We start from the raw sequence: 21,091 nt of genomic DNA on the forward strand, positions 1-21,091 counted from the left end.
GCGCGACTGGGGACACCCCGCAGAGGGCTCGCCAGTACGGTGGCACCCACCCGCTGCACGCGTCAAGGGTCTGAACCATTCAGGTCTAGTCCATTGGGTCTAGACCTCTCCAGTGGGACGGGCGGCTCACCAGGGGAACTGCGGCTTTGAGCAACTTCCTTAGCGGTTCCATAAGTTGGCTTGAAGCCCGGTTAACCGAACCCGGCTACTCGTACTCGGTGCCGCCCTTGCGCGTCAGGTAGCCGCCGCCGACCGCCTTGACGATCGCCCGGCCGCCCAGCGCCCAGCTGTACCGCTCGGTCACCGGCCGGACCACCACGCCCTCCCTGACGTGCAGTTGACGCCCGGAGACGGTCTCGCGGCCCTCGGCCAGCTCCAGCACGCGGGCCGCGTCGAACGGCCCGCGCCACAGCTCGGGCACCAGCGGCAGTTCACCAGCCAGCAGTTGGGGCGCGTCCAGCCAGCGCAACTGTCCGTCGATCACCGCCGAGACGTCGAAGGCGGCGTACCCGGGCGGCAGGCCGGTGCGGCCGCTCGCCCCGTACCCGAGGTCCTGCACGCCCTCCCCGAACACCTCGCCGAAGATCCCGATCCGGCTCGCCCCCAGCCGCTCGGCCAGCCGGGCGGCCAACTGCGGTATGCCGTGGGCGCGGACCGCGCGCCAGTAGAGGTTGCGCTCGTCCTCCTGGAGCGCGAGGCCCTGCGCCCCGATCCCCTTGGAGGAGACCTGGACCGCGCCGGTGTCGGCGTGGAAGGTGAGCAGGCAGCAGCTGCCGTGCAGCTTCTCGGTGACCACCACCGGCTCGCCCGGCTCGAAGACGTCGGGGAAGCGCTTGAGGTTCTCGATGTCCACCCAGGGCAGCAGGTCGGGCGCCGACTCGACGTCGCCGCTCATCATGGTCGGCACCGGCGGCGCCCACTTGGTGATGCCGAGGGTCTGCGCGAAGTCCGTGCCCTGCTCGGCCGCCCGGGCCAGGTCGACGCCGGCCAGGGCGCGGGGGCGGCAGACGATGCCCTGCGAGAGCTCGCCGCGCAGCCGCACCGCCTTGACCCGGTCGGCCTTGCCGCCGGCGAGCCGGCCGGTCAGCCCGAGCTCCTCGATCAGCTCGGCCGGCAGCACCGCCTGCTCGGGGATGTAGCACGCGAACTCCCCGGTCCGGTACGCCCCCTTGGCGACGACGGCCCGGTAGAGGCCGACCTGGGCCAGCTCCAGCGCGTCCGCGTTCGGGTGCTCCAGGATGGTCAGGCGTTCGGCGGTCACCCGCAGTGTGGACATGGCGGTATCGTCCTCCCGTTTCTCGGCCCGTCCGCGGCTCGGATTCCCGGCACGGCCGCGGCTCGGACGAGCTCCACTCTGTCCGGCGGGCGCCGCGCGGCGCCAAGGGTTTTCGGACTCCCGTGCCGATCCGGACGGGGCGCGAGCCGCTCCAGGGGGCGCGTGTGGCGGGCGCGCGCCGGTGGTGCGCAACGGCTGCCGGGAGTGCGGCGCAGTCACGTGATCCCATGGTGATCAGGGCGGAGCTGCCGCCTGCCACGGGGGCCCCCGGATCGGCCGGGACGCGTTCCCCAAGCCGCTGGACGGCGGCTTCGCCGCGCTGCTAGACCGAGTGGTGCCTGGCTGATCGACGCATTCCGCCGCCACCGCCGCCACTAGCCGACCTTGGACGGACCGCATGACCGTGACGACCATCCCGACCGGCCCGACCGGACTGGGCACCAGCTCCATTCGGCCCCGCAGCGCCTCCGGCACCACCAGCACCGGCGCTGCCAGTACCGGCAACCAGGAGCAGCCCGTCCGCCCGATCCCCAGCCTCTACCACCACCCCGTGCCCGAGCCGGAGCCCGCGCTGGTGGCCGAGGTGGACCGCCGGACCAAGGAGTGGGCGGTGCACGAGGTGGACCTCTACCCGCCGGAGTGGGAGGACGACTTCGAGGCCTTCGGCACCGGCCGCTCGGTCTGCCTGGCCTATCCGGAGGCGGGCGGCCTGGACCACCTGGAGGCGGCGGCCAAGCTGCTGGTCGCGGAGAACGCGGTGGACGACTGCTACTGCGAGGACCACGGCGGCTCGCCGCACGGCCTGGGCTCCCGGCTGCTGATGGCCCACTCCGCGCTGGAGCGCCCGTACGCCGTGGTGCCCTACGAGCAGCAGTGGCAGGACCAGCTGCAGAGCGAACCGCCGTGCCGCGCCTACCAGTCGGCGATGCAGGCGTTCGACGCACTGACCGCCGACCAGATCCGCAACCGGGAGATCCACGACCTGGCCCGGCTGCACCTGGGCTACCTGGCCGAGGCCGCCTGGTCGATCGACGAGGTGGTGCCGACCGTCCCCGAGTACCTGATGACCCGTCAGTACAACAGCTTCCGGCCCTGCCTGACCATCGTCGACGCGATCGGCGGCTACGTGCTGCCGGCCGACCTGCACGACCACCCGAAGATGCAGCAGGTGTTCGCGCTGGCGGCGCTGGCCAGCACCCTGGTCAACGACATCTACTCCTACACCAAGGAGCTGCGCACCCCGCGCCCGCACGTCAACCTGCCGACCGTGCTGCGGCACCACGAGGGGCTGTCGGAGGAGGCGGCCTACTTCAAGGCGATCGAGATCCACAACGACGTGATGCACCGGTTCGAGTCCGAATCCGCCTCCTGCGCCGCCGAGTTGCCGAATCCGCTGACCGTCCGCTTCCTGCGCGACGTGGCGGCCTGGGTGGACGGCAACCACTGGTGGCACGCGACCAACACCCGGCGGTACACCCTGCCGGGCTTCGTCCCCGCCGAGTAGCCCACGCCGAGTGACCCGTGTGACTGAGGCTCCCGTTGCGGGAGCCTCAGCCGTGCCGGATCCGCTGCGCCGCCCGGGCGTTGGCGGCCAGCAGGCCGGTGACCAGCAGCACCAGGGCGATGTCGATCGCCGCACAGGTCGCCATCGCGTCCGCGAAGTCCGCCTCGGCGGCCGGCGCCCCGGCCGCCGGGGCGGCGCCGGCGATCGCGAAGAAGAGCGCGCCGACCAGCGAGACGCCGGCCGAACTGCCGAACTGCTGGGCGGTGTTCAGCACCCCGGCGGCCGTGCCGGCCTGCTCCGGCCGGACCCCGATCATCGCCGCCCCGATCAACTGCGGCAGCACCGCGCCGTTGCCCGCGCCGGCCAGCATCACGGCGAGCACCAGGCCCGGCGTCGGCGTCCCGGTCCCGAAGGCCAGCAGCTGGACCACCAGCAGGAGCAGCCCGAGGACGGTGACCACCCCGCCGGCCACCACCACCCGCAGCCCGTGCCGGCGCACCAGCCGGGCGGCGAGCAGCGCGCTGCCGGAGAACATCACGGCGCTGCAGGTGACGATCAGTCCGGCGGCCAGCGGCGAGTGGCCCCGGCCGAGCTGGAGGAACTGGGAGAAGGCGAACATGAAGCCCGCGAAGTAGGCCAGGAAGGCGGCCCCGGCGGCCACCCCGTAGCGGTAGCTGGGCACGGTGAAGAGCGTCAGGTCCAGCACCGGGCTGCCGCCCCGGTCGCGCTGCACCCGCTGCCAGTGGAGCGTGGCCACACCCACCGGCAGGGCCGCGGCCAGGCAGAGCCACCCCCAGAGCGGCCACCCCTCGCCGTTGCCCACCGAGAGCGGCAGCAGCACCAGCGCGACCGTGCCGGCGATGCCGAGCGCCCCGAGCGGGTCGAGCCGCCGGCGCCGGGACGGCCGGTCGGCCGGCAGCAGCCGCACGGCGAACGCCAGTGCGAGGGCCGCCACCACCAGGTTGACCAGGAAGATCACCCGCCAGCCGAGCCCGAACAGGTTGACGTCGAGCATCAGCGCGCCGAGCACGTTGGCCGAGACCGAACCGAGCCCGCCGGCCACGCCGAACCAGGCCAGCGCCCCGGGCCGCCGGTCGGGCGGGAAGACGGCGGTGATGGTGGCCAGCACCTGGGGGACCATCAGCGCCCCGGTCAGGCCTTGCAGCATCCTGGCCGCGACCAGTTCGCCCGGGCTGCGGGCGACTCCGCAGAGCAGCGAGGCGAGCGCGAAGGCCACCATGCCGATCAGGTAGAGCCGGCGGTGGCCGTACAGATCACCCAGTCGGCCGCCGGTGATCAGCCCACTGGCGTAGGCGAAGGCGTAGCCCGCGACGACCAGCTCCAGCATCACCGGCCCGGCGTGCAGTTCCCGGGCGATCGACGGGGTGGCCACGTTGACCACGAAGAAGTCGAACTGCGCCATGAACATCGCCACCAGCAGCACGGCCAGCACGGCCCCGCGGCGGGTCGGCGGCCCGGCGGCCGGGCCGGCGGGTGCGGGTGGCGCGGGTGATGACGCCTGGGTGTCGCTCATGCTGCTGTGGTCCTCCGGGCGAGCACGGGAAGTCGGTGGACCCACCTTGGCGCGTTGGGAACTTGTTCGCTCAACATGTCGGTTGACTGATCGTCAGGCGAACGGATGAACTTCCGGGACCACGCGACCGGACACCCCCGGTACCGACCGCCGGTCAGACCGCCGGTCAGGCTGCCGGTGCCGACCGCCGGGTCAGGCAGCGCCGACCGGCTGGTGCACGAAGAGCACCGTGCAGCCCGTCCGGCTGACGGTGCGGTGCTCGATCGGGTACGGGTAGTCGATGAAGTCGCCGCGGCCGTGCCGCGCGAGCTGCCGGGTGCCGTCGGGCAGGAACAGCTCGTCCTCGGCCTCGCCGTCGAGCACCAGGGTGCGGTGCGCGCAGTGGTGCGGGTGGCGCGGCGTGCTGGAGCCGGGCTCGAACCAGCTGAGGCCGACCACCCGGGCGTCGGAGTCCGCGTGGTGCAGCGGGCGGTACCACTGGCCGGGGCCGTTCGGCTGCCAGTGGTCGGGGGCCAGCACGTCCTCGGCGGGCCCGCCCAGCCGCCGCCCCGCGAGCACCAGGGCGAGCGCGCCCGCCGCGCCGGCGCGCAGCGCGGTGTGGTCCGGAGTGAGGGCGGCGTACGTTCCCTTGCGGGGCCGGCGGTCGCCGAGCTCCAACTCGCCGTCCAGCACCAGCACCCGGCGCTCACCGTCGGCCGTCGGACTGATCCCGACCCGCGGCGCGAACCGCAGCAGGGTGAACGAGTCGCCCTGCTGCGGCTGTTGGGACAGCAGTTCCTTGCGCCACACCCCGGGGACCGGCGTCCCGTCCGCGCCGTGGGTCGGGGACCAGTGGGCGGGGCCGAAGGTCGCGCGGTGATTGGGCATGCTGCTCCTCGGGATCGGCGGCACTCTCCCTCAATGGGTGCCCTGAGCAGCGTGCTTGACACCTGCCGGGTGCAGCCGCCGGCGGAAGTAGGCGTAGGTCAGCGCCAGTTCGATCGGCCCCCAGAGCATCACCGGGCCGATGCAGAGGTGCGCCAGCAGCCGCCAACCGCCGCTGCTGAACGGCGCCTCGTGGAAGCCCGCGACGCCGAACCAGGCGAGCGGCATCGGGTCCCAGAGCGCCAGCAGGCCCAGCCCGCCCAGGGTGGCCGGGACGATCGCGGCGAGCGGCGGTACCCGCCGATCACCGGCACCCAGCCCGGCACCACCTCGCCCCACCCGCTGACCAGGCCCGTGCAGAGCAGCGCCAACGCCTCGGTGAGCACGCTGAGTCCGAGCACGTAGGCCGGCCCCCAGGCGGGGAGCGGGGTGGACTGGACGGTGCCCATGGTGAAGCCGAGGGCGAACGGGAGGCGCCAGAGGCAGTGCGGCAGGACGACGAAGGGGAGGGCTTTCGCGAGGCCGCCGGCCCAGCGCGGGACGGGGTGTTCGGTGGTGGTTGTCGGCATGGGTCAACGGTGGCCCGGCGGGCCCTGACGGTGCGTCGGCTGGGCGGACGATCACCCTCCCCCGCGCGAGGGAGGCCACGCCGACCGCTCAGGTCAGCAGCCCTCAAGACAGCAGCCCTCAGGGCAGCAGCAGGATCCGGCCCAGGTTGGCGCGCTCCTCCAACTGCCGGTGGGCCTCGACGGCTTCGGTGAGCGGGAGTTCGGCGTGCACGGCGGCGCGCAGCCGGCCGGCGGCGAAGTGCGCGGTGGTCTCCTCGACGTCCCGGCGGGCCAGGTCGGGGCGGGCCGCGCGCCAGGCGAGCAGCGAGTAGCCGGTGACCTGCTTGAGCCCGAACAGCCGGGTCACCGGGATCGCCGCCAACTCGCTGCTCGCGGCGCCGTAGACCACCAGCCGCCCGAGCGGGGCGAGCAGGTCGAGGCTGCGCAGCAGCACCTCGCCGCCGACCGAGTCGAGCACCAGGTCCACCCCGCCGGGAGCGGCCTCGCGCACCTGCTCGGGCCAGTCCTCCTCGGTGTAGTCGACCGCGTGGTCGGCGCCGAGCGAGCGGGCGAAGTCGAGCTTGGCCGCCGAGCCCGCGGTCGCGATCACGGTGCCCGCGCCGAGCAACTTGGCCAACTGCACGGCCAGGTGGCCGATGCCGCCCGCGGCGGCGTGCACCAGCACGGTGTCGCCGGTCTCGACCCGCCCGAGCCGCAGCGCGCCGAGCGCCACCGGCCCGCCGAGCGGGAGCATGCTGGCCGCGCCGAGGTCGAGCCCGTCCGGCACCTCGGCCAGCCAGGCGGCGTCGGCGATCACGTAGTCGGCGAAGGCGTCCTCGACCAGGGCGGCGACCCGGCGGCCGACCAGCGACCCGTCCCCGCCCTCGCCGACCGACTCGACGGTGCCGACCACGTCGCCGGTGAGCACGGCGGGCAGGTCGCGGTGGAAGAGCGGGCCGCTCTCGGGGCCGCGCCGGAGCTTGGTGTCGACGAAGTTGGCCCCGATCGCCTCGGTGCGGATCAGCACCTGGCCCGCCGCCGGGGAGGGGATCCCGGTCTCCTCCAGGGTCAGGACCTCGGGTCCGCCGTACTCGTGGTACCGAACACGTCGCATGGTGTCCTCCATGGTGGTGCTGCTGGTGGTGCTGCCGACGGATAAACTGGACCGGCGGTCAGCTTTCACTCGGACCGTACTGGACCGCTGGTCCAGTTGTCCACGCCACGAGCCGCGAGGAACCCGATGACCGGAAGCAGCCCCACCGACGGCAGCCCCACCCCGCTCAAGCGCGAACGGGCCGACGCCGCCCGCAACCGGCGCGCGATCCTGCGGGCGACCGAGGAACTGCTGGCCGTCCACCGCCCCGAGCAGATCTCCATGGAGCAGGTCGCGGCGGCGGCGGGCGTGGGCAAGGGCACCGTCTTCCACCGCTTCGGCAACCGGATGGGCCTGATGATCGCGCTGATGCAGGAGCGGGCCGCCGACCTCGGCGAGCAGGTGCTCGACGGACCGCCGCCGCTCGGCCCCGGCGCACCGCCGCGCGAGCGCGCACTCGCCTTCCTGGACGCCCTGGTGGACGTCGTCGCACGGAACAAGAGCCTGCTCGCCGCACTCGGCCACGCCGCCTCCAGCACCCCGCACCCGCACGACGAGCACCCGCGCGGCGCCCACCCGACCTACCTGGCCTGGCACTCCCACCTGAGCACACTGATCGGCGAGGCCCGCCCGGAGCTGGACGGCGCGGCGGTGGCCCACGTGCTGCTCGCCGGCCTGAACAGCGATCCGATCCTGCTCCTGCTGGAGCGGGGCGAGTCGGACCGGCTGGCCGGGGCGCTGCGCGAGCTGGCGACTAGGCTGCTGGACGGTTGAACTGACGCAGCATCAGGAAGACACCTGATTACCCGTCAGGACGCCGGAAAACCTCACCGCTCCGATGATCACCCCAACGGGTGATTCGTCGTTCCGGTACCACCAATCCCCCGAACGCACGAGCCCCTTGCAGCCCAAGGGTCGGTCGCCGACGGACGGTTGTCGCGGGGCCGCGAAGTACACCAGCCAGTAGCCCGGAATTGCTACCTTCACTTCGCACCGAGCAGCACCGAGCAGCACCACGCACCACCGTGCACCGCTGAGCACCACCGAGCGCCGCTGCGCTCCACCGCCCCAGCCACCCGACCCCACCGCATCGCCGCGCGGCGAGGATTTGGCCTGCCATGAGCTTCCTGTGGTTCACCGACATCCTGCAGAAGTACGAGGAGGACGACGCACCCGCCCACGAGTACCTCGCCCCGGACGGCAGTTGGACCACCCTGACCCGCCGCCAACTCCTCACCGAGACCCGCACGGCCGCCGCCGCCCTCACCGGGGCGGGCCTGCGCCCCGGCGACCGGGTCGCCCTGGTGGCCGGTGACCCCCGGCCGTTCGTCCCCGCCTTCCTGGGCGCGCTCTGGGCCGGCCTGGTGCCGGTGCCGATCGCGCCGCCGCCGCTGCTCGGCCGGGGCGACGCCTGGGCCGAGCTGCTGGACACCGTCGTCACGGCCGCCGAGCCGAGGCTGCTCTGCCTCGACGCGGCCCAGCGCGACCAGGTCCGGGCCCCGATCCCGGTCACCGCCTACCAGGAGCTGGCCGACGCGCTGCCCGACGGCCGCGACCCGCTCCCCGCCGACCCCGAGCGGATCGCCTACCTCCAGTTCAGCAGCGGCAGCACGGCCCGGCCCCGGGCGGTGGCCGCGCGGGCCGGGGCGGTGCTGGCCAACGCCACCGCGATCGTCCACCAGGGCCTGGCCGTCGATCCGGCCGCCGACCGGGCGCTCTCCTGGCTGCCGCTGCACCACGACATGGGCCTGGTCGGCTTCCTGTTCGCCCCGCTGACCGTCGGCCTCCCGGTGAGCTACCTGCCCACCAACGCCTTCGTGCGCGACCCGGGCAGCTGGCTGCGGGCGATGTCCGAGCGGAGCGCGACCATCACCTTCGCGCCGAACTTCGCCTTCGCGCTGGCCGCCCGGCGCGCCACCCCCGAGCGGGTCGCGGCCCTCGACCTGAGCCGGGTGCGGGCCGTCGGCTGCGGCGGCGAGCCGGTCAACCGCGAGGCGCTGCGCCGCTTCACCGAGGCGCACGCGCCGGCCGGCCTGCGCCCCGAGGCCGTGCTCCCCTGCTACGGGCTGGCCGAGTCCACCCTCGCCGTCACCTTCCACCCGCGCGGAACCCCCCTGACGGTTCGTCAGGTCTCCACCGCGGCCCTGGACCGGGGCACGGCCGAGCCGGCCGCGGACGGCGCCCCGAGCACCGAAGTGATCGGCTGCGGGCGGGTGTTCCGCGACCACGAGCTGACGGTGCGGGACGAGGACGGGCGCGAGCTGCCGGACCACGCCGTCGGCGAGCTCTGGGTGCGCGGCCCCTCGGCCGCCCGCGAGTACGTGGGCGACCCCGAGGCCACGGCCCGCACCTTCCGCCCCGACGGCTGGGTGCGCACCGGTGACCGCGGCTACCTGTCCGGCGGCGAACTCTTCGTCACCGGGCGGCAGAAGGACCTGCTGATCGTCCGGGGCCACAACACCGACCCGCAGCGGGTGGAGTGGCTCGTCGAGGCACTGCCGGGGGCGCGCCTGGGCGGGGTGGTGGCCTGCACCCGGCCGGCCGAGGAGACCGAGGAGCTGGTCGTGGTGGTCGAGTGCCGCACCAGCGCCGCCGCCGAACTGCCGGACCTGGTCCGGGCGGTGGTCGGTGAGCGGCTGGCCATGGCGGTGCACGACGTGGTGCCGGTCCGCCCCGGCAGCATCCCGAGGACGACCTCGGGCAAGCCGCGCCGGCAGGAGACCCGCCGGCGCTACCTGGAAGGTGAGTTGGCACGTGTCTGCTGACAGCAAGGCCGACGTCGCGGTCGCCTACGACGTCGACAACGAGTTCTTCCGGCTCTGGCTCGACGAGGGCATGAGCTACTCCTGCGGGGTCTGGGACCACACCGACGACCTGGACGAGGCGCAGGCCGCGAAGCTCGCCGTGATCCACGAGTTCGCCGGGATCACCCCGAGCAGCCGGGTGCTGGACATCGGCTGCGGCTGGGGCGGCAACCTGGAGTCGATGGTCCGCGACCGGGGCGTTGCCCAGGCGCACGGCATCACGCTCTCCGAGGCCCAGTACGCCGAGGTGCTCCGCCGCGAGCTGCCCGGGGTGACCGCCGACTGCGTCGACTACCGTGACTACCAACCGGATTCACCGTTCGACGCGGTCACCTCGATCTGCATGATCGAGCACGTCTGCTCGGTGGACGACGTGCGCAGCGGGCGGGCGGGCGCCAAGTACCAGGACTACTTCCGCCGGGCCCACGAGTGGACCCGCCCGGGCGCGCGGTTCGGCCTGCAGACCATCCTGCGCGACCGGATCCCCCGCAGCAGCGAGGCGATCCAGGAGCTCGCCTGGGCCAGCAACCACATCTTCCCCGGCGGCCTCGCGCCCCGGATCGAGGAGATCGTGGTCGCCTCGGCGCCCTACTGGGAGCTGATCCAGCTGCGCACCCGCCGGCTGGACTACCAGCGCACCTGCGCCGAGTGGCGCACCCGGCTGCGCCGGCACGAGGCGCTGATCCGCGAGCGCTGGAGCGACCAGCTCTTCGAGGACTACGACCGCTACCTGACCGCGTGCGTCAACGGCTTCGGCCGCCGGGAGATCTCGCTGGCGCAGTGGTCGCTGCGCCGGATCGACTGACGCCCCCTTCATGCCCGCCCGCCCCCTCCCCACCAAGGATGATCCGATGACTGATCAGGAACTGCTCGACCTGCTGCACCAGGGCCTGCACAAGGTGACCCCGCGGACCTTCCCGCCGCTGGCCAAGGACGACAGCGTGCTGGCCCTGGGCGTGGACTCGCTGGAGCTGCTGGAGCTGGTCTCCTGGGCCGAGGAGCAGACCGGCCGCCGGGTGCCGGACGCGACCCTGCTCGGCGTGGAGACCGTCGGCGACCTGTGCGCGGCGCTGGGCACCGTGCCCGAGCATGCGGTCCGCCCGTGAACCGCGCCCTGCGCGAGTCCTTCCACCGGGAGTACCTGACCTTCTTCGAGCAGGCCGAACGCACCCGCCGGTGGAACCCGTTCACCGACGTCCCCTGGGACGAGCTGGCCGACAGCGCCCCGGACGAGCAGCTCGCCCAGTGCGCCGAGACCTTCTGCGGCGTGGAGATGTTCCTGCCGGACTACCTGAAGGCCCACCTGGACACCGTGGACCGCAACTACGGCCAGGCCTGGTTCGCGGCCAACTGGGGCTACGAGGAGTCGAAGCACTCGCTGGTGCTGCGCGAGTACCTGCACCGCAGCGGCCAGCGCACCGAGCAGCAGCTCTTCGACTACGAGGAGACGGTGCTCTCCCGCAGCTGGACGCGGCCGTACGAGGACGGCCGGCAGATGGTGGTCTACGGCGCGATCCAGGAGCTCACCACCTTCGTCATCTACCGCAAGCAGCGCCGGCTGGCCACCGAGCGCGGCGCCCGGGTGCTCGGCGAGGTCTACCGGCTGATCGGCCGCGACGAGATGGCGCACAGCCGGTTCTACCAGCGCCTGCTCTCCCTGCACCTGGACGCCGACCGGGACGGCACCCTGCGCGACCTGGCCCACGTGCTGCGCACCTTCCGGATGCCGGCCGAGGACGTGCTGCCGGACTACGACGCGCGGATCGCCGTGATGCGCACCGCCGGCGTCGACGCCGGGGTGTTCCTGCGCGAGGTCGTGCTGCCGATGCTCGGCGCCCTCGGCCTGAGCCGGCACGACCTGCCCGGCCCGCCGGAGCGGGCCGCCGTGGACACCGTGCTGCGCCAGCGCAGCGCCACCGCATGACCGGCCAGGAGGTGGCCGTGATCGGCATGGCCTGCCGGCTGCCCGGAGCGGACGGGCTCACCGGGTACTGGCGGCTGCTCAGCTCCGGCGGCGTGGTCAACCACCCGGTGGGCGGGCGCTGGGACCACGGGCCGTTCCACCGGCCGGACGACCCGCGCGACCCGGACGGCGCGTACACCGACCGGGTCGCCCACCTGGCCGACGTCGCCTCCTTCCCCGCCCTGCACTTCGGCATCGCGCCCCGCCGGGTGCAGGTGATGGACCCGCAGCACCGGCTGCTGGTGGAGCTGACCCGCGAGGCGCTGCAGGACGCGGGCCTGGAGCGGTGCGGGTTCCCGCGTGCCGAGACCGGCGTGTACGTCGGCGCCTCGGTCTCCGAGTACCGCAACCTGATGGCCACCCGCACCCGGGCCCTCCAACTGGCGGGCGGTGCCTACGGTCCGGCGGAACCGGAGCTGCGCGGGCCGCTGCTCGCCTCGGCCGCCGGCGTGGTCCCCGCCCAGCCCTACACGGCCGCCGGCTCGCTGCTCAACATGGCAGCGGCCACAGTGAGTTCGGTCTTCGACCTGCGCGGGCCGAGCTTCGTGGTGGACGCGGCCTGCTCCTCGGCGCTGGTCGCGGTGCACGAGGCGGTGGTCCACCTGCGGGCCGGCCAGTGCGACCTGGCCCTGGCCGGCGGGGTCTACCTCAACCTGGGGCCGGACAACCTGGTGGCCTTCTCCCGGGTCGGCGCGGTCTCCCGGGAGGGCGTCTGCCGCCCGTTCGACGAGCGGGCGGACGGCTTCGTGATGGGCGAGGGCGCGGGCATCGTGGTGCTGAAGCGGCTGGCCGACGCGGTGGCCGACGGCGACCGGGTCCACGCCGTGATCCGCGGCACCGCCTGCGTCAACGACGGTCGCGCGGCCGGGCCGATGACGCCCAGTCAGCAGGGCCAGTTGGACTGCATGCGCCGGGCCTACCGGGACGCCGGGGTGGCGCCGGAGCAGGTCGGCTTCGTGGAGTGCCACGGCAGCGCGACCAAGGTGGGAGACGCGGTCGAGCTGGCGGCCCTGGCCCAACTGCGCGAGGACGAGCGGCCGGTGTGGGTCTCGTCGGTGAAGGCCAACATCGGCCACACCATGTCGGCCGCCGGGATCGCCGGCCTGATCAAGGCGGCGCTGGTGGTGCGGCACGGCGTGGTGCCGCCGCAGCCGGGCGTCCGGCAGCCCGGCGAGGCGGTGACCGGCGGGCCGTTCCGGCTCGCGCGCTCGGCCGAGGAGTGGGCGACGGCGGCCGGCGAGCCGCGCCGGGCGGCGGTCAGCTCCTTCGGCTTCGGCGGCACCAACGTGCACCTGGTGCTGGAGCAGGCGCCACCGACCGCTCAACGGGTGGGCACGATCGGGCCGTTCACCCTCTCGGCGGGCTCGCCGGAGCTGCTCGCGCAGTACGCCGGGCAGCTGGCCGACCTGGTCGAGGAGCAGCGGCCCGACCTGGCCGACCTCGCCTACACCCTCGGCACCCGGGCCGTGCTGGCGCACCGGCGCACGGTGCACGCCTCGGACCACGCCGAGTTGGTCGCGCTGCTCCGCGAACGCGGACCGGCCCTCGACCACGGCGACCCGCCCGCCCCGCCGACCACCGGAAACCTGCTGACCCTGCCGGTCAGCCCCGTCGTCCGAACCACGCACTGGGGAGTACAGCTCGATGATTCACGGAACTGACACGGACACCGTCGCCGCCGGGGTCTTCGCCGCGGTGAGCGCGGCCAGCGACTTCCCGACCGAGGTCCTGACGCACGATCAATCCCTGGCGAACGACCTGGACTTCGACTCGCTGATGTTCGCGGAGCTGGCCGACCGGCTGGTGCTGACCTGGCCGGGCCTGCCGCTGATCGACAAGGCCGAGATCCGGGCGGGCACCACGATCGGCGACGTGATCGGGTGGGTGCGGGAGAACCTGGCGGAGGGCGCGGCGTGAGCCGGCGGACCGTCCTGGTAACGGGGGCCTCGGGGTTGGTCGGCGCCGCGACCGTCGAGGCGCTGTGGCACCAGCCCGGAACGACGGTTATCGCGCTGCGGCACCGGGCCAGGCTGTCCTGCGCGCCCGGGGTGCGCACCGTCGCCGGGGACATCACCGCGCCCCGACTCGGCCTGCCGGACGAGCTGTTGGGCGAGATCACCGACGTGGTGCACTGCGCGGCCCAGGTGGCCTGGCTGAAGGCGAGCCCGGCCATGAGCGCCACCAACATCGAAGGGACCCAGCGGGTCTGCGAGTTCGCGGCGCTGGCCGGTGCCCGCCTGGTGCACGTCAGCACCGCCTTCGTGGAGCTGGACCTGACGGCCGACACCCCCGCCCCGATCCCCGGCAGCCGCAACCACCCGGGCGCGTACCTGGATTCCAAGCGCGCGGCCGAGGAGGTGGTCCGCACCCACGGCCCGGCGGAGCACGTGATCGCCCGGATCCCCGGCGTGCTCGGCGACTCGCGCACCGGCGACACCGGCGGCGCCCTCCAGGGCTTCCACCGCTTCGTCGCGGCGGCCGTGCAGGGCCGGATCCCGGCCGTCCCGCTGGCGCCGGACGCGGTGCTCGACCTGCTCCCCACCGACGTGATCGGCCACGCCCTCGCCGCCCTGGTGGCCGCCCCGGCCTACCCCGAGCTGGTCCGCATCACCGCGGGCCCGGCCGCCCCGACGATGGCCCGGGTCGCGGCCGCCATCACGGAGACGGCCGGCGCCGCTCCCCCGGCCCTGCTGGACGCCGCCACCCTGGCCCGCCGGCTGTCGGAGGCCGGCACCGCGCCCAACACCCCCGCCTGGCGCCGGGTCGCCGACCTCGCCGCGATGTGCGAGGTCTACCGCCCCCGGCACGCGTTCCCGACCGACCTGGGCAGCATCCCGGGGACGGTCGCGCCGGGCACGGCCGACGTGCTGGGCGCGCTGGCGGCGCTGACCCGTTACCTGGCGGGGCAGTTGGCGGCGGTCGGCTGAGTCGTGGTCGCCCCGGAGCGTCCGGGGCGACCACGGCACGTCAGCCGATCTGATCTGCCGTCAGGTTCCGGTGGAGGGGCTGGTTCCGGTGCCCGCCATGCCGAGTCCGGTGCTCATGGTGCCCATCGGGCTGGTGAGGGCGAGTTGGAAGGCGGTCGACTGGTAGGTGACCTGGAACTCGCCGGCGTAGGCGGTGATGCTGGGGCTGCTGCTGCCGACCGAGGCGGGGCCGTTGGTGCTGGTGTAGAGGCCCGTCCAGTTGATCTGGCCGTTGCTGGACTCGTAGGCCACCTCGCTGCCGCCGCTCAGCCAGGCGGCGCTCGGGCTGGTGCCTGCGGCGAGCGTGATGCCGTTCTCCCGGATGGCCGGGATGCCGTAGCTGCCGATCCACAGGGTGCTGTCCGTCGCCTGGAAGGCGTAGAGGTAGCCGTTGCCCGACTCGGCGACGATCGACGGGTTGGTGCCGCCGCGCACGTAGTTGGTGCTCAGGCCGGTGCCCTCGGGGCCGGTGAAGGCCAGCACGCCGGTGTTGGCGACGTAGGCGATCTCGAAGCCGCCACCCGCCAGGGCAGCGATGCTCGGGGTGGAGCTGCCGGTCATCTGCAGCTGGGTGTCGACGGGGTTGCTGTTGGGCGTGAAGGTGCACAGGTGGCCACTGGAGGCCTCGTAGGCGACTTCGAGCGTCCCGTTCGAGGAGACGGCCAGGCTCGGGCTGCTGCCGCCCGCGAGCGCGAGGCCGGTGTTCCAGGTGTAGTCGGAGCCGATGATCACCAGCGTCTTGTACGCCGTCATGATCGCCTCCTCCCAGCCGCCGTCCGGCAGGATCACCACGCTGGGGCTGGTGTTGCGCAGGATCGACTGCCCGGTGTACCCCGAGCCGGCGGGGGTCCAGTTGTAGACCACCTGGTTGCGCGGGATGCCGGCCTGGACGGCGGTGATGTCCTGGCCGGTCTCTGGCGCGGTGCTGGCGCCGTAGGCCACGCCGAAGTTGTGGTTGGCGCTGAGCGCCGTCGGCGTGGCGGTGCCGCCGGCCGGGTTGTCGAGCGTGACGGCGGTGGCGGTGGAGGTCAGCGCGGTGTTGTCGAGCGAGACGGCGGTGAAGCCGTTGTAGCCGAACTGGGCCAGTGAGGTCCCGCCCGCGCTCACCATGACCTCGGCGCTGGCGTTCTGCGCGTTGGCGGCCGTGACGACCTCGGTCGCGCTCCAGTTCTGCGTGTAGTCGATGATGGCGATCTGGTAGGTGGCGGTGTGGGGGACCTGCACGACGGCCGCCGCCATGTTGTCCTCGGGGAGCACGTTGCCGCCGTAGGCCTGCTTGGTGCCGCCGGCCGAGTAGAAGCCGTAGTAGTGCCCGTTGCCGCCGTTGCAGTCGACCTGGGTGCCGATCTGCTCGACGCCCGGGTCGCTCGCGGTGAGGCCGTCGAGCCCGACCCAGAGCTGGACCGCGCCGCCGGAGGTGCAGTCGACGAACGGCTGGACCCAGGAGGCGCCGGCCTGGGTGATGCCGGAGCCGGTGAGCGCGTAACCGGCTCCGGCGCTGCCGGTGATGCCGTGCGGGCGCACGGTGGTGGGCGCGGCCGTTGTAGCGGTGACGGCCGCCGTGGTGGGGGCGGCCGCGGTGGCGGTCGTGGTCCCGGCCAGCAAGGTGCCTAACGCCACCAGGGCGGTGGCGAACAGACGCAGTGGGCGCACGAGGTGCTCCTCGGTCGTGAAGAAGGGCGGTGGGTGGCGCGGGGTCGCGCACACCGCGCCATCCGTACCCTCCCGGTCCACCGGGGAATCTTCACAAGTCCCGCCAACCCGCCTACTGGACAGATCAGTTGGCGAAGTGTCAGGAGTGGCGCAAGGGATCACACGGCAACGACCCGGAGGCGACGCACCGTCAGATCACCCCGGCACGCAGCGCGTGGACCACCGCGTGGGTGCGGTTGCGCAGGTTGAGGCGGGTGACCACGTCGTGGACCACGCTCTTCACGGTGCGCTCGGAGTAACTCAGCTTGGCCGAGATCTGTTTGGTGCTCAGGCCCTCGGAGAGGAAGCGGAGCACCTCCACCTCGCGCTCGGAGAGGCCGGCCAGGTTCAGGCCGGCGGGGGCGAGGGCGGTGTCGCGGATCGCGCGGATGTGGCCGATCAGCGCCTGCTGCACCCCGCCCGGGGGCTCCGGGCTGGCGGCGGCCTCCTGGACGGCGCGGCGGATGTCGTCGAAGCCGGCCTCCTGGCGGTTGAGGTAGCTCACCAGGCCGAGGTCGATCGCGCGCAGGATGTGCTGGTCCGGGAAGTCGTGGGCGACCAGCACCATCGGGAGCACGCCGTCGGGCGTCTCGTGCTGGACCCGTTCCACGCGTAACAGGGTGTCAGCCGTCACCTCGGCGGCCAGCACCAGCAGCACGTCGGCCGGTTGGCCCCAGCGCCAGAAGCTCGCGGTGACCTCCTTGCAGGAGGAGAGCCACCAGACGGCTCCTTCGCCGGTCACCGGGTCGTTCGCCAGAACGGCCACGGTGACGGATTTCACGCTCTTGTCGGTCATCAACCTTTCCCCCGCCCCATTGAACAGTCGAATTCCGGCCGGAAGTTCGCCCGCAATCGATGCGGCGGAGCGACGTTCCCACACCTTGGAGAAGGGACGTCCGCCCCTGCCGTTCATTGCGCCGCCTCCCCTTTGTGCGCGGCTGCCCGGACCGTTCGGCACGCCCCGGCCCCACCTTCCGCGCCACCCGCCACTGGGTCCTACGGGGCTCGGGCCGCCCGGAGTTCAACCGGGCGGCGGTTGCTTCCCCAAGGTGCGCGGCGCCGTTGACCAGGCCCTGACCAGCGACTCCTCCCCCGCGCGCGGGAGCGCGAGCGGCTCGCTGCCCAAAGGTGCAACCCTCGCCGCACAAAGGGGTGGGACGGCTTGCGTCCGGCTTGCGGAGTCCCGCATCTTGGGACCGGTGCGAAGAGCCGCGAATGCCCGAAGGCCGATGCGGTGGAGCCGAATTGACGCCCTTCCACCATTCCCGAAGCGAGAGGAAGGCCGCATCATGACTGCCCCCGGACAATCTGCGGGGAATACCGCGCGGCACGTGTCGAAGGACACCCCCGGGCACACCGAGAATGACCGGAAATCACCTTCCGAACTGCGGGAGGTGGTCACCGGCGTCTGGCAGGACGTGCTGCGCCTGGACGGTCTCGCCCCCGACGCCAACTTCTTCGAGCTGGGCGGGCACTCGCTGACCGCCTCGCAGGTGATCTCCCGGCTGCGCCACGCCCTGGGTGCGGAGCTGCCGTTGGCGGCCTTCTTCGACCACCCGACCATCGCCGAACAGGCCGACCACCTGGCGGCCCTGGAGCGCACCGATGCCCGGTAACGCACCCCGGCGACCCGAGTTCTCCCCGCTCTCCGCCGCCCAGCAGCGGCTCTGGTTCTTCTGGCAACTGCGCCCGGAGAGCAGCGACTACCACGTGCCGCTGGCCACCCGGCTCCGCGGCCCGCTCGAACCGGCCGCGCTGGAGCGGGCGGTGGCCCGCCTGGCGGAGCGGCACAGCATGCTGCGCGCCTCCTTCCCGCTGCGCGACGGCGCGCCGGTGCTGCGGGTGCCGGCCGCGCTGGCCGTGCCGCTGCCGGTCACCGACCTGACCGACCTGCCGGAGCCGGCCCGCGAGCGCGCGCTCGCCGAGGCCGTGGACCGGCTCGCCCTGGCGCCGTTCGACCTGTGCGAGGGCCCGCTGCTGCGGGCCGGACTGGTCCGGCTCGGGCCGCAGGAGCACGTGCTGGTGCTCTCCTTCCACCACATCGTGGTGGACGGCTGGTCGCTGGGCATCGTGCAGCGCGACCTGGCCGAGGACTACGCCGCCGCGCTGGACGCCGCCCGCGACGGCGCCGGCCCGCTCCTCGCCGAACCGCTGCCCGAACCCGCCCACGACTACCGGGACTACACCGAGGCCGAGCGCTCCCCCGCCGCCTCCGTGCGGCGGACCGAGGCGCTCGCCTACTGGCGTGGCGAGTTGGCCGGTGCGCCGGACCGCCTGGACCTGCCCACCGACTGGCCGCACCCCAAGGTGGCCAGCAGTGACGGCGCGGCCGCCCCTTTCCCCATCGCACCGCAACTCGCGCTGCGGGCCCGCGAGCTGGCGATGCGCCAGCGCGTCACCCGGTTCGTGGTGCTGCTCGCCGCGCACGCCGTGCTGCTCGGCCGGCTGTCCGGCGACGCGGAAGTGGTGATCGGGGTGCCCGTGAGCGGGCGCACCCGGCTGGCGGACGAGGGTCTGGTCGGACTCTTCGTCAACATGCTGCCGGTGCGGGTCCGGCTGCGGCCGCAGGCGACCTTCGCCGAACTGCTGGTGCAGGTGCGCGACACCTTCCTGGCCGCGCACGAGTACCAGGACCTGCCGTTCCAGCAGTTGGTCGAGGAGCTGGTGCCGGAGCGGCTGACCTCGCGCCACCCGGTCTTCCAGAGCGTCTTCACCTACGAGGACCAGAGCGGCCCGCAGCTCGGCCTGCAGGGCCTGGCCGCCTCCCCCGTCCCGGTGCGGATCGACACCGCGAAGTTCGAGCTGACCCTGCACGTGGCGTTCGGCGCCGAGGCGGCCCAGGGCTGGACGGGCTACCGCGCCGACCTCTTCGCGCCGCGCACCGCCGAGCTGTTCGGCGAGCGCTACCTGCGGCTGCTCACCGCCGCGCTGGCCGCGCCGGACACCCCGATCGCCCAACTGCCCGTGCTGGGCGAGCGCGAGGAGCGCACGCTGCTGTCCGGTGCGGGCCGGCCGCCGGCGCCCACCGAGGAGTGCGTGCACCGGCTGGTCGAGCGCCGGGCGGCCGAGCAGCCCGCGGCGATCGCCGTGCGCACCGCCGGGCAGGAGTTGAGCTACGGCGAACTCGACCTGCGGGCCGACCGGTTGGCCGCCCACCTGGTGGCCCAGGGCGCCCGCCCGGGCGAGCTGGTGGCGGTCTGCCTGCCGCGCGGCGCCGAGCTGGTGGTCGCCGAGCTGGCCGTGTTGAAGAGCGGCGCCGCCTACCTGCCGCTGGATCCGGCGAACCCGCCCGGCCGGTTGGCGGCCGTGCTGGCAGAAGCCCGGCCGCTGGCCGTGGTGACGGGCCCCGAGCATCCCGAACTACCACCAGGCGAACTCGTTCTGACGGTCGATCAGCCCGACTGCGGCAGACCGCTCGCCGCCGATCCGCGACCCGCCGACCTCGCCTACGTGATCTACACCTCCGGCTCCACCGGCACGCCCAAGGGCGTGATGATCGAGCACCGGTCGTTGGCCAACCTGGTCGCCTGGCACTGCGAGGAGTTCGCCCTCGCCCCGGGCGACCGCTGCACGCTGATCGCCGCCCCGGGCTTCGACGCCTCGGTCTGGGAGATCTGGCCCGCGCTGGCCGCCGGCGCCACCCTGGAGGTGCCCGACCCGGCCACCGTGCTGGCGCCCGCCGAGCTGGCCGCCTGGCTGGCCGAGCGGGCCGTGACCAGCTGCTTCGTGCCCACCCCGCTGGTCGAGCGGCTGGCCGCCGCCCCCTGGCCGGCCGGTGCCCCGCGCACCGTGCTGACCGGCGGCGACCGGCTGCACGGCCTGGGCCCGGGCGAGCTGCCGTTCCGCCTGGTGAACAACTACGGCCCGACCGAGAGCACCGTGGTGGCCAGCTCCGGCCCGGTCGGCCCGGAGCGGCACGGCGCGCTGCCGGACATCGGCCGACCGGTCCCGGGCGTGCAGGCCTACGTGCTGGACGAGGAGCTGCGGCCGGTGCCGACCGGCACCGCGGGCGAGCTCTACCTCGGCGGCACCGCGCTGGCCCGCGGCTACCTGCACCGGCCCGAGCTGACCGCCGACCGCTTCGTGCCGCACCCGTTCTCCCCCGACGCCCCGGGCGCCCGGCTCTACCGCACCGGCGACCTGGTCCGCTGGCGGGCCGACCGCACCCTCGACTTCCTCGGCCGCAACGACCAGCAGCTCAAGCTGCGCGGCTTCCGGATCGAGGCCGGCGAGATCGAGAACGCCCTGCGCGCCCACCCCGGCGTGTCGGACGCCGTGGTCGCCCTGGCCGACGAGGCGCTCACCGCCTACCTGGTGCCCGCCGACCCGGCCGCCCCGCCGGACCGCGCCGAGCTGCACGAGCAGCTGACCGGCCGGCTGCCCGGCTACATGCGCCCGCACGAGTACCGGCTGCTGGACGCCCTCCCGCTCACCGTCAACGGCAAGGTGGACCGGGCCGCGCTGCCCGGCCTGGGCGTCCAACTGGCGGCCCGCCGGCGCGAGTCCGATCAGGCCACGCCGCTGGAGCAGCGGATCGCCGAGGTCTGGGCCGAGGCGCTGGGCCACCGCGGGTTCGGCACCCGGGACAACTTCTTCGACCTCGGCGGCCACTCGCTGATGCTGGCCGGGGTGCGGGAGCGGCTGGCCCGCGAACTCGACCGCGAGCTGGGCGTCCTGACCCTCTTCGAGCACCCCACCATCGCCGCCCTGGCCCGCCACCTGACGCGGTCCCAGGTTCCGGCGCCCACCGCCCCCGCGGCAGCGGCCGACCCCGCCGCCGCCCGGCTGCGCCGTGGCACCGCACGGCTCAAGGCGCTGCGCGCCCAGCACACCCGGAAGGACTGAGA

The 21,091-nt window shown here is 73.7% G+C and carries 18 protein-coding genes; 11 read left to right on the top strand and 7 right to left on the bottom strand.

Features of this window, described 5'->3' with window-relative positions; translation table 11 throughout:
- Positions 1–205: 205 nt before the first annotated feature.
- On the bottom strand, positions 206–1,276 hold the full coding sequence (locus FHX73_RS03225; protein ID WP_145903171.1) for an RNA ligase (ATP): 1,071 nt from the start codon (positions 1,274–1,276) through the stop codon (positions 206–208).
- A 397-nt stretch (positions 1,277–1,673) separates the two neighbouring features.
- Here FHX73_RS03225 and FHX73_RS03230 point away from each other — a divergent pair, with 397 nt between their 5' ends.
- Positions 1,674–2,780 carry a family 2 encapsulin nanocompartment cargo protein terpene cyclase gene (locus FHX73_RS03230; protein ID WP_145903172.1) on the top strand — a complete coding sequence of 369 codons (1,107 nt, stop codon included), beginning with the start codon at positions 1,674–1,676 and terminating at the stop codon, positions 2,778–2,780.
- Between the two features lie 46 nt (positions 2,781–2,826).
- Here the strand turns inward: FHX73_RS03230 and FHX73_RS03235 are convergent, their stop codons facing one another.
- The 4 genes from FHX73_RS03235 to FHX73_RS03250 all read right to left on the bottom strand — a co-directional run bounded on the left by FHX73_RS03235 (position 2,827) and on the right by FHX73_RS03250 (position 6,840).
- Complete coding sequence (locus FHX73_RS03235) at positions 2,827–4,314, bottom strand: MFS transporter (protein ID WP_145903173.1); 1,488 nt, start codon at positions 4,312–4,314, stop codon at positions 2,827–2,829.
- Positions 4,315–4,506: 192 nt separating this feature from the next.
- A complete protein-coding gene (locus tag FHX73_RS03240) occupies positions 4,507–5,181 on the bottom strand; it encodes a cupin domain-containing protein (RefSeq protein ID WP_145903174.1) in 675 nt (224 codons plus the stop codon).
- A 30-nt stretch (positions 5,182–5,211) separates the two neighbouring features.
- Positions 5,212–5,517: a hypothetical protein gene (locus FHX73_RS46005; RefSeq protein ID WP_246213325.1), complete on the bottom strand. Its 306-nt coding sequence runs from the start codon at positions 5,515–5,517 to the stop codon at positions 5,212–5,214.
- A 348-nt stretch (positions 5,518–5,865) separates the two neighbouring features.
- Positions 5,866–6,840 carry a quinone oxidoreductase family protein gene (locus FHX73_RS03250; protein WP_145903175.1) on the bottom strand — a complete coding sequence of 325 codons (975 nt, stop codon included), beginning with the start codon at positions 6,838–6,840 and terminating at the stop codon, positions 5,866–5,868.
- A gap of 126 nt (positions 6,841–6,966) precedes the next feature.
- Here FHX73_RS03250 and FHX73_RS03255 point away from each other — a divergent pair, with 126 nt between their 5' ends.
- The 8 genes from FHX73_RS03255 (at position 6,967) to FHX73_RS03290 (ending at position 14,513) form a co-directional block, all read left to right on the top strand.
- Positions 6,967–7,593 carry a TetR/AcrR family transcriptional regulator gene (locus FHX73_RS03255; RefSeq protein WP_145903176.1) on the top strand — a complete coding sequence of 209 codons (627 nt, stop codon included), beginning with the start codon at positions 6,967–6,969 and terminating at the stop codon, positions 7,591–7,593.
- 344 nt (positions 7,594–7,937) lie between these two features.
- Positions 7,938–9,584 carry an AMP-binding protein gene (locus tag FHX73_RS03260; protein WP_145903177.1) on the top strand — a complete coding sequence of 549 codons (1,647 nt, stop codon included), beginning with the start codon at positions 7,938–7,940 and terminating at the stop codon, positions 9,582–9,584.
- Entirely contained in the window at positions 9,574–10,428 is an 855-nt protein-coding gene (locus FHX73_RS03265; RefSeq protein WP_145903178.1) for an SAM-dependent methyltransferase, read from the top strand. The genes FHX73_RS03260 and FHX73_RS03265 overlap by 11 nt, the downstream gene beginning before the upstream one ends.
- 46 nt (positions 10,429–10,474) lie before the next feature.
- Positions 10,475–10,729, top strand: a complete 255-nt coding sequence (locus FHX73_RS03270) for an acyl carrier protein (protein ID WP_170304820.1) — start codon at positions 10,475–10,477, stop codon at positions 10,727–10,729.
- On the top strand, positions 10,726–11,547 hold the full coding sequence (locus FHX73_RS03275; RefSeq protein WP_145903180.1) for an acyl-ACP desaturase: 822 nt from the start codon (positions 10,726–10,728) through the stop codon (positions 11,545–11,547). The genes FHX73_RS03270 and FHX73_RS03275 overlap by 4 nt, the downstream gene beginning before the upstream one ends.
- Entirely contained in the window at positions 11,544–13,247 is a 1,704-nt protein-coding gene (locus tag FHX73_RS03280; protein ID WP_145903181.1) for a polyketide synthase, read from the top strand. The genes FHX73_RS03275 and FHX73_RS03280 overlap by 4 nt, the downstream gene beginning before the upstream one ends.
- The gene (locus FHX73_RS03285; protein ID WP_145903182.1) at positions 13,231–13,503 is read left to right on the top strand and encodes a hypothetical protein; all 273 of its coding nucleotides are present in this window, start codon (positions 13,231–13,233) and stop codon (positions 13,501–13,503) included. Before FHX73_RS03280 ends, FHX73_RS03285 begins: the two co-directional genes overlap by 17 nt.
- Positions 13,500–14,513 carry an SDR family oxidoreductase gene (locus FHX73_RS03290; protein ID WP_145903183.1) on the top strand — a complete coding sequence of 338 codons (1,014 nt, stop codon included), beginning with the start codon at positions 13,500–13,502 and terminating at the stop codon, positions 14,511–14,513. Before FHX73_RS03285 ends, FHX73_RS03290 begins: the two co-directional genes overlap by 4 nt.
- 60 nt (positions 14,514–14,573) lie before the next feature.
- Here the strand turns inward: FHX73_RS03290 and FHX73_RS03295 are convergent, their stop codons facing one another.
- Together FHX73_RS03295 and FHX73_RS03300 are read right to left on the bottom strand one after the other, a co-directional pair.
- A complete protein-coding gene (locus FHX73_RS03295; protein WP_145903184.1) occupies positions 14,574–16,205 on the bottom strand; it encodes a hypothetical protein in 1,632 nt (543 codons plus the stop codon).
- Positions 16,206–16,395: 190 nt separating this feature from the next.
- Positions 16,396–17,040 carry a helix-turn-helix transcriptional regulator gene (locus FHX73_RS03300; protein ID WP_246213326.1) on the bottom strand — a complete coding sequence of 215 codons (645 nt, stop codon included), beginning with the start codon at positions 17,038–17,040 and terminating at the stop codon, positions 16,396–16,398.
- A gap of 535 nt (positions 17,041–17,575) precedes the next feature.
- Here FHX73_RS03300 and FHX73_RS03305 point away from each other — a divergent pair.
- Together FHX73_RS03305 and FHX73_RS03310 are read left to right on the top strand one after the other, a co-directional pair.
- Positions 17,576–17,860: a phosphopantetheine-binding protein gene (locus FHX73_RS03305; RefSeq protein WP_246213327.1), complete on the top strand. Its 285-nt coding sequence runs from the start codon at positions 17,576–17,578 to the stop codon at positions 17,858–17,860.
- A complete protein-coding gene (locus FHX73_RS03310; protein ID WP_145903186.1) occupies positions 17,850–21,089 on the top strand; it encodes a non-ribosomal peptide synthetase in 3,240 nt (1,079 codons plus the stop codon). Before FHX73_RS03305 ends, FHX73_RS03310 begins: the two co-directional genes overlap by 11 nt.
- Positions 21,090–21,091: the final 2 nt, after the last annotated feature.

It is taken from the genome of Kitasatospora viridis (assembly GCF_007829815.1).
GTDB classification, from domain to species: domain Bacteria; phylum Actinomycetota; class Actinomycetes; order Streptomycetales; family Streptomycetaceae; genus Kitasatospora; species Kitasatospora viridis.

Excerpts from the sequence above, each read along its gene's own strand:
- FHX73_RS03235 (WP_145903173.1), bottom strand. The coding sequence starts at position 4,314 with ATGAGCGACACCCAGGCGTCATCACCCGCGCCACCCGCACCCGCCGGC.
- FHX73_RS03300 (WP_246213326.1), bottom strand. The coding sequence starts at position 17,040 with ATGACCGACAAGAGCGTGAAATCCGTCACCGTGGCCGTTCTGGCGAAC.
- FHX73_RS03225 (WP_145903171.1), bottom strand. The coding sequence starts at position 1,276 with ATGTCCACACTGCGGGTGACCGCCGAACGCCTGACCATCCTGGAGCAC.
- FHX73_RS03270 (WP_170304820.1), top strand. The coding sequence starts at position 10,475 with ATGACTGATCAGGAACTGCTCGACCTGCTGCACCAGGGCCTGCACAAG.
- FHX73_RS03255 (WP_145903176.1), top strand. The coding sequence starts at position 6,967 with ATGACCGGAAGCAGCCCCACCGACGGCAGCCCCACCCCGCTCAAGCGC.
- FHX73_RS03285 (WP_145903182.1), top strand. The coding sequence starts at position 13,231 with ATGATTCACGGAACTGACACGGACACCGTCGCCGCCGGGGTCTTCGCC.
- FHX73_RS03310 (WP_145903186.1), top strand. The coding sequence starts at position 17,850 with ATGCCCGGTAACGCACCCCGGCGACCCGAGTTCTCCCCGCTCTCCGCC.
- FHX73_RS03250 (WP_145903175.1), bottom strand. The coding sequence starts at position 6,840 with ATGCGACGTGTTCGGTACCACGAGTACGGCGGACCCGAGGTCCTGACC.
- FHX73_RS03260 (WP_145903177.1), top strand. The coding sequence starts at position 7,938 with ATGAGCTTCCTGTGGTTCACCGACATCCTGCAGAAGTACGAGGAGGAC.
- FHX73_RS03230 (WP_145903172.1), top strand. The coding sequence starts at position 1,674 with ATGACCGTGACGACCATCCCGACCGGCCCGACCGGACTGGGCACCAGC.
- FHX73_RS03240 (WP_145903174.1), bottom strand. The coding sequence starts at position 5,181 with ATGCCCAATCACCGCGCGACCTTCGGCCCCGCCCACTGGTCCCCGACC.
- FHX73_RS03280 (WP_145903181.1), top strand. The coding sequence starts at position 11,544 with ATGACCGGCCAGGAGGTGGCCGTGATCGGCATGGCCTGCCGGCTGCCC.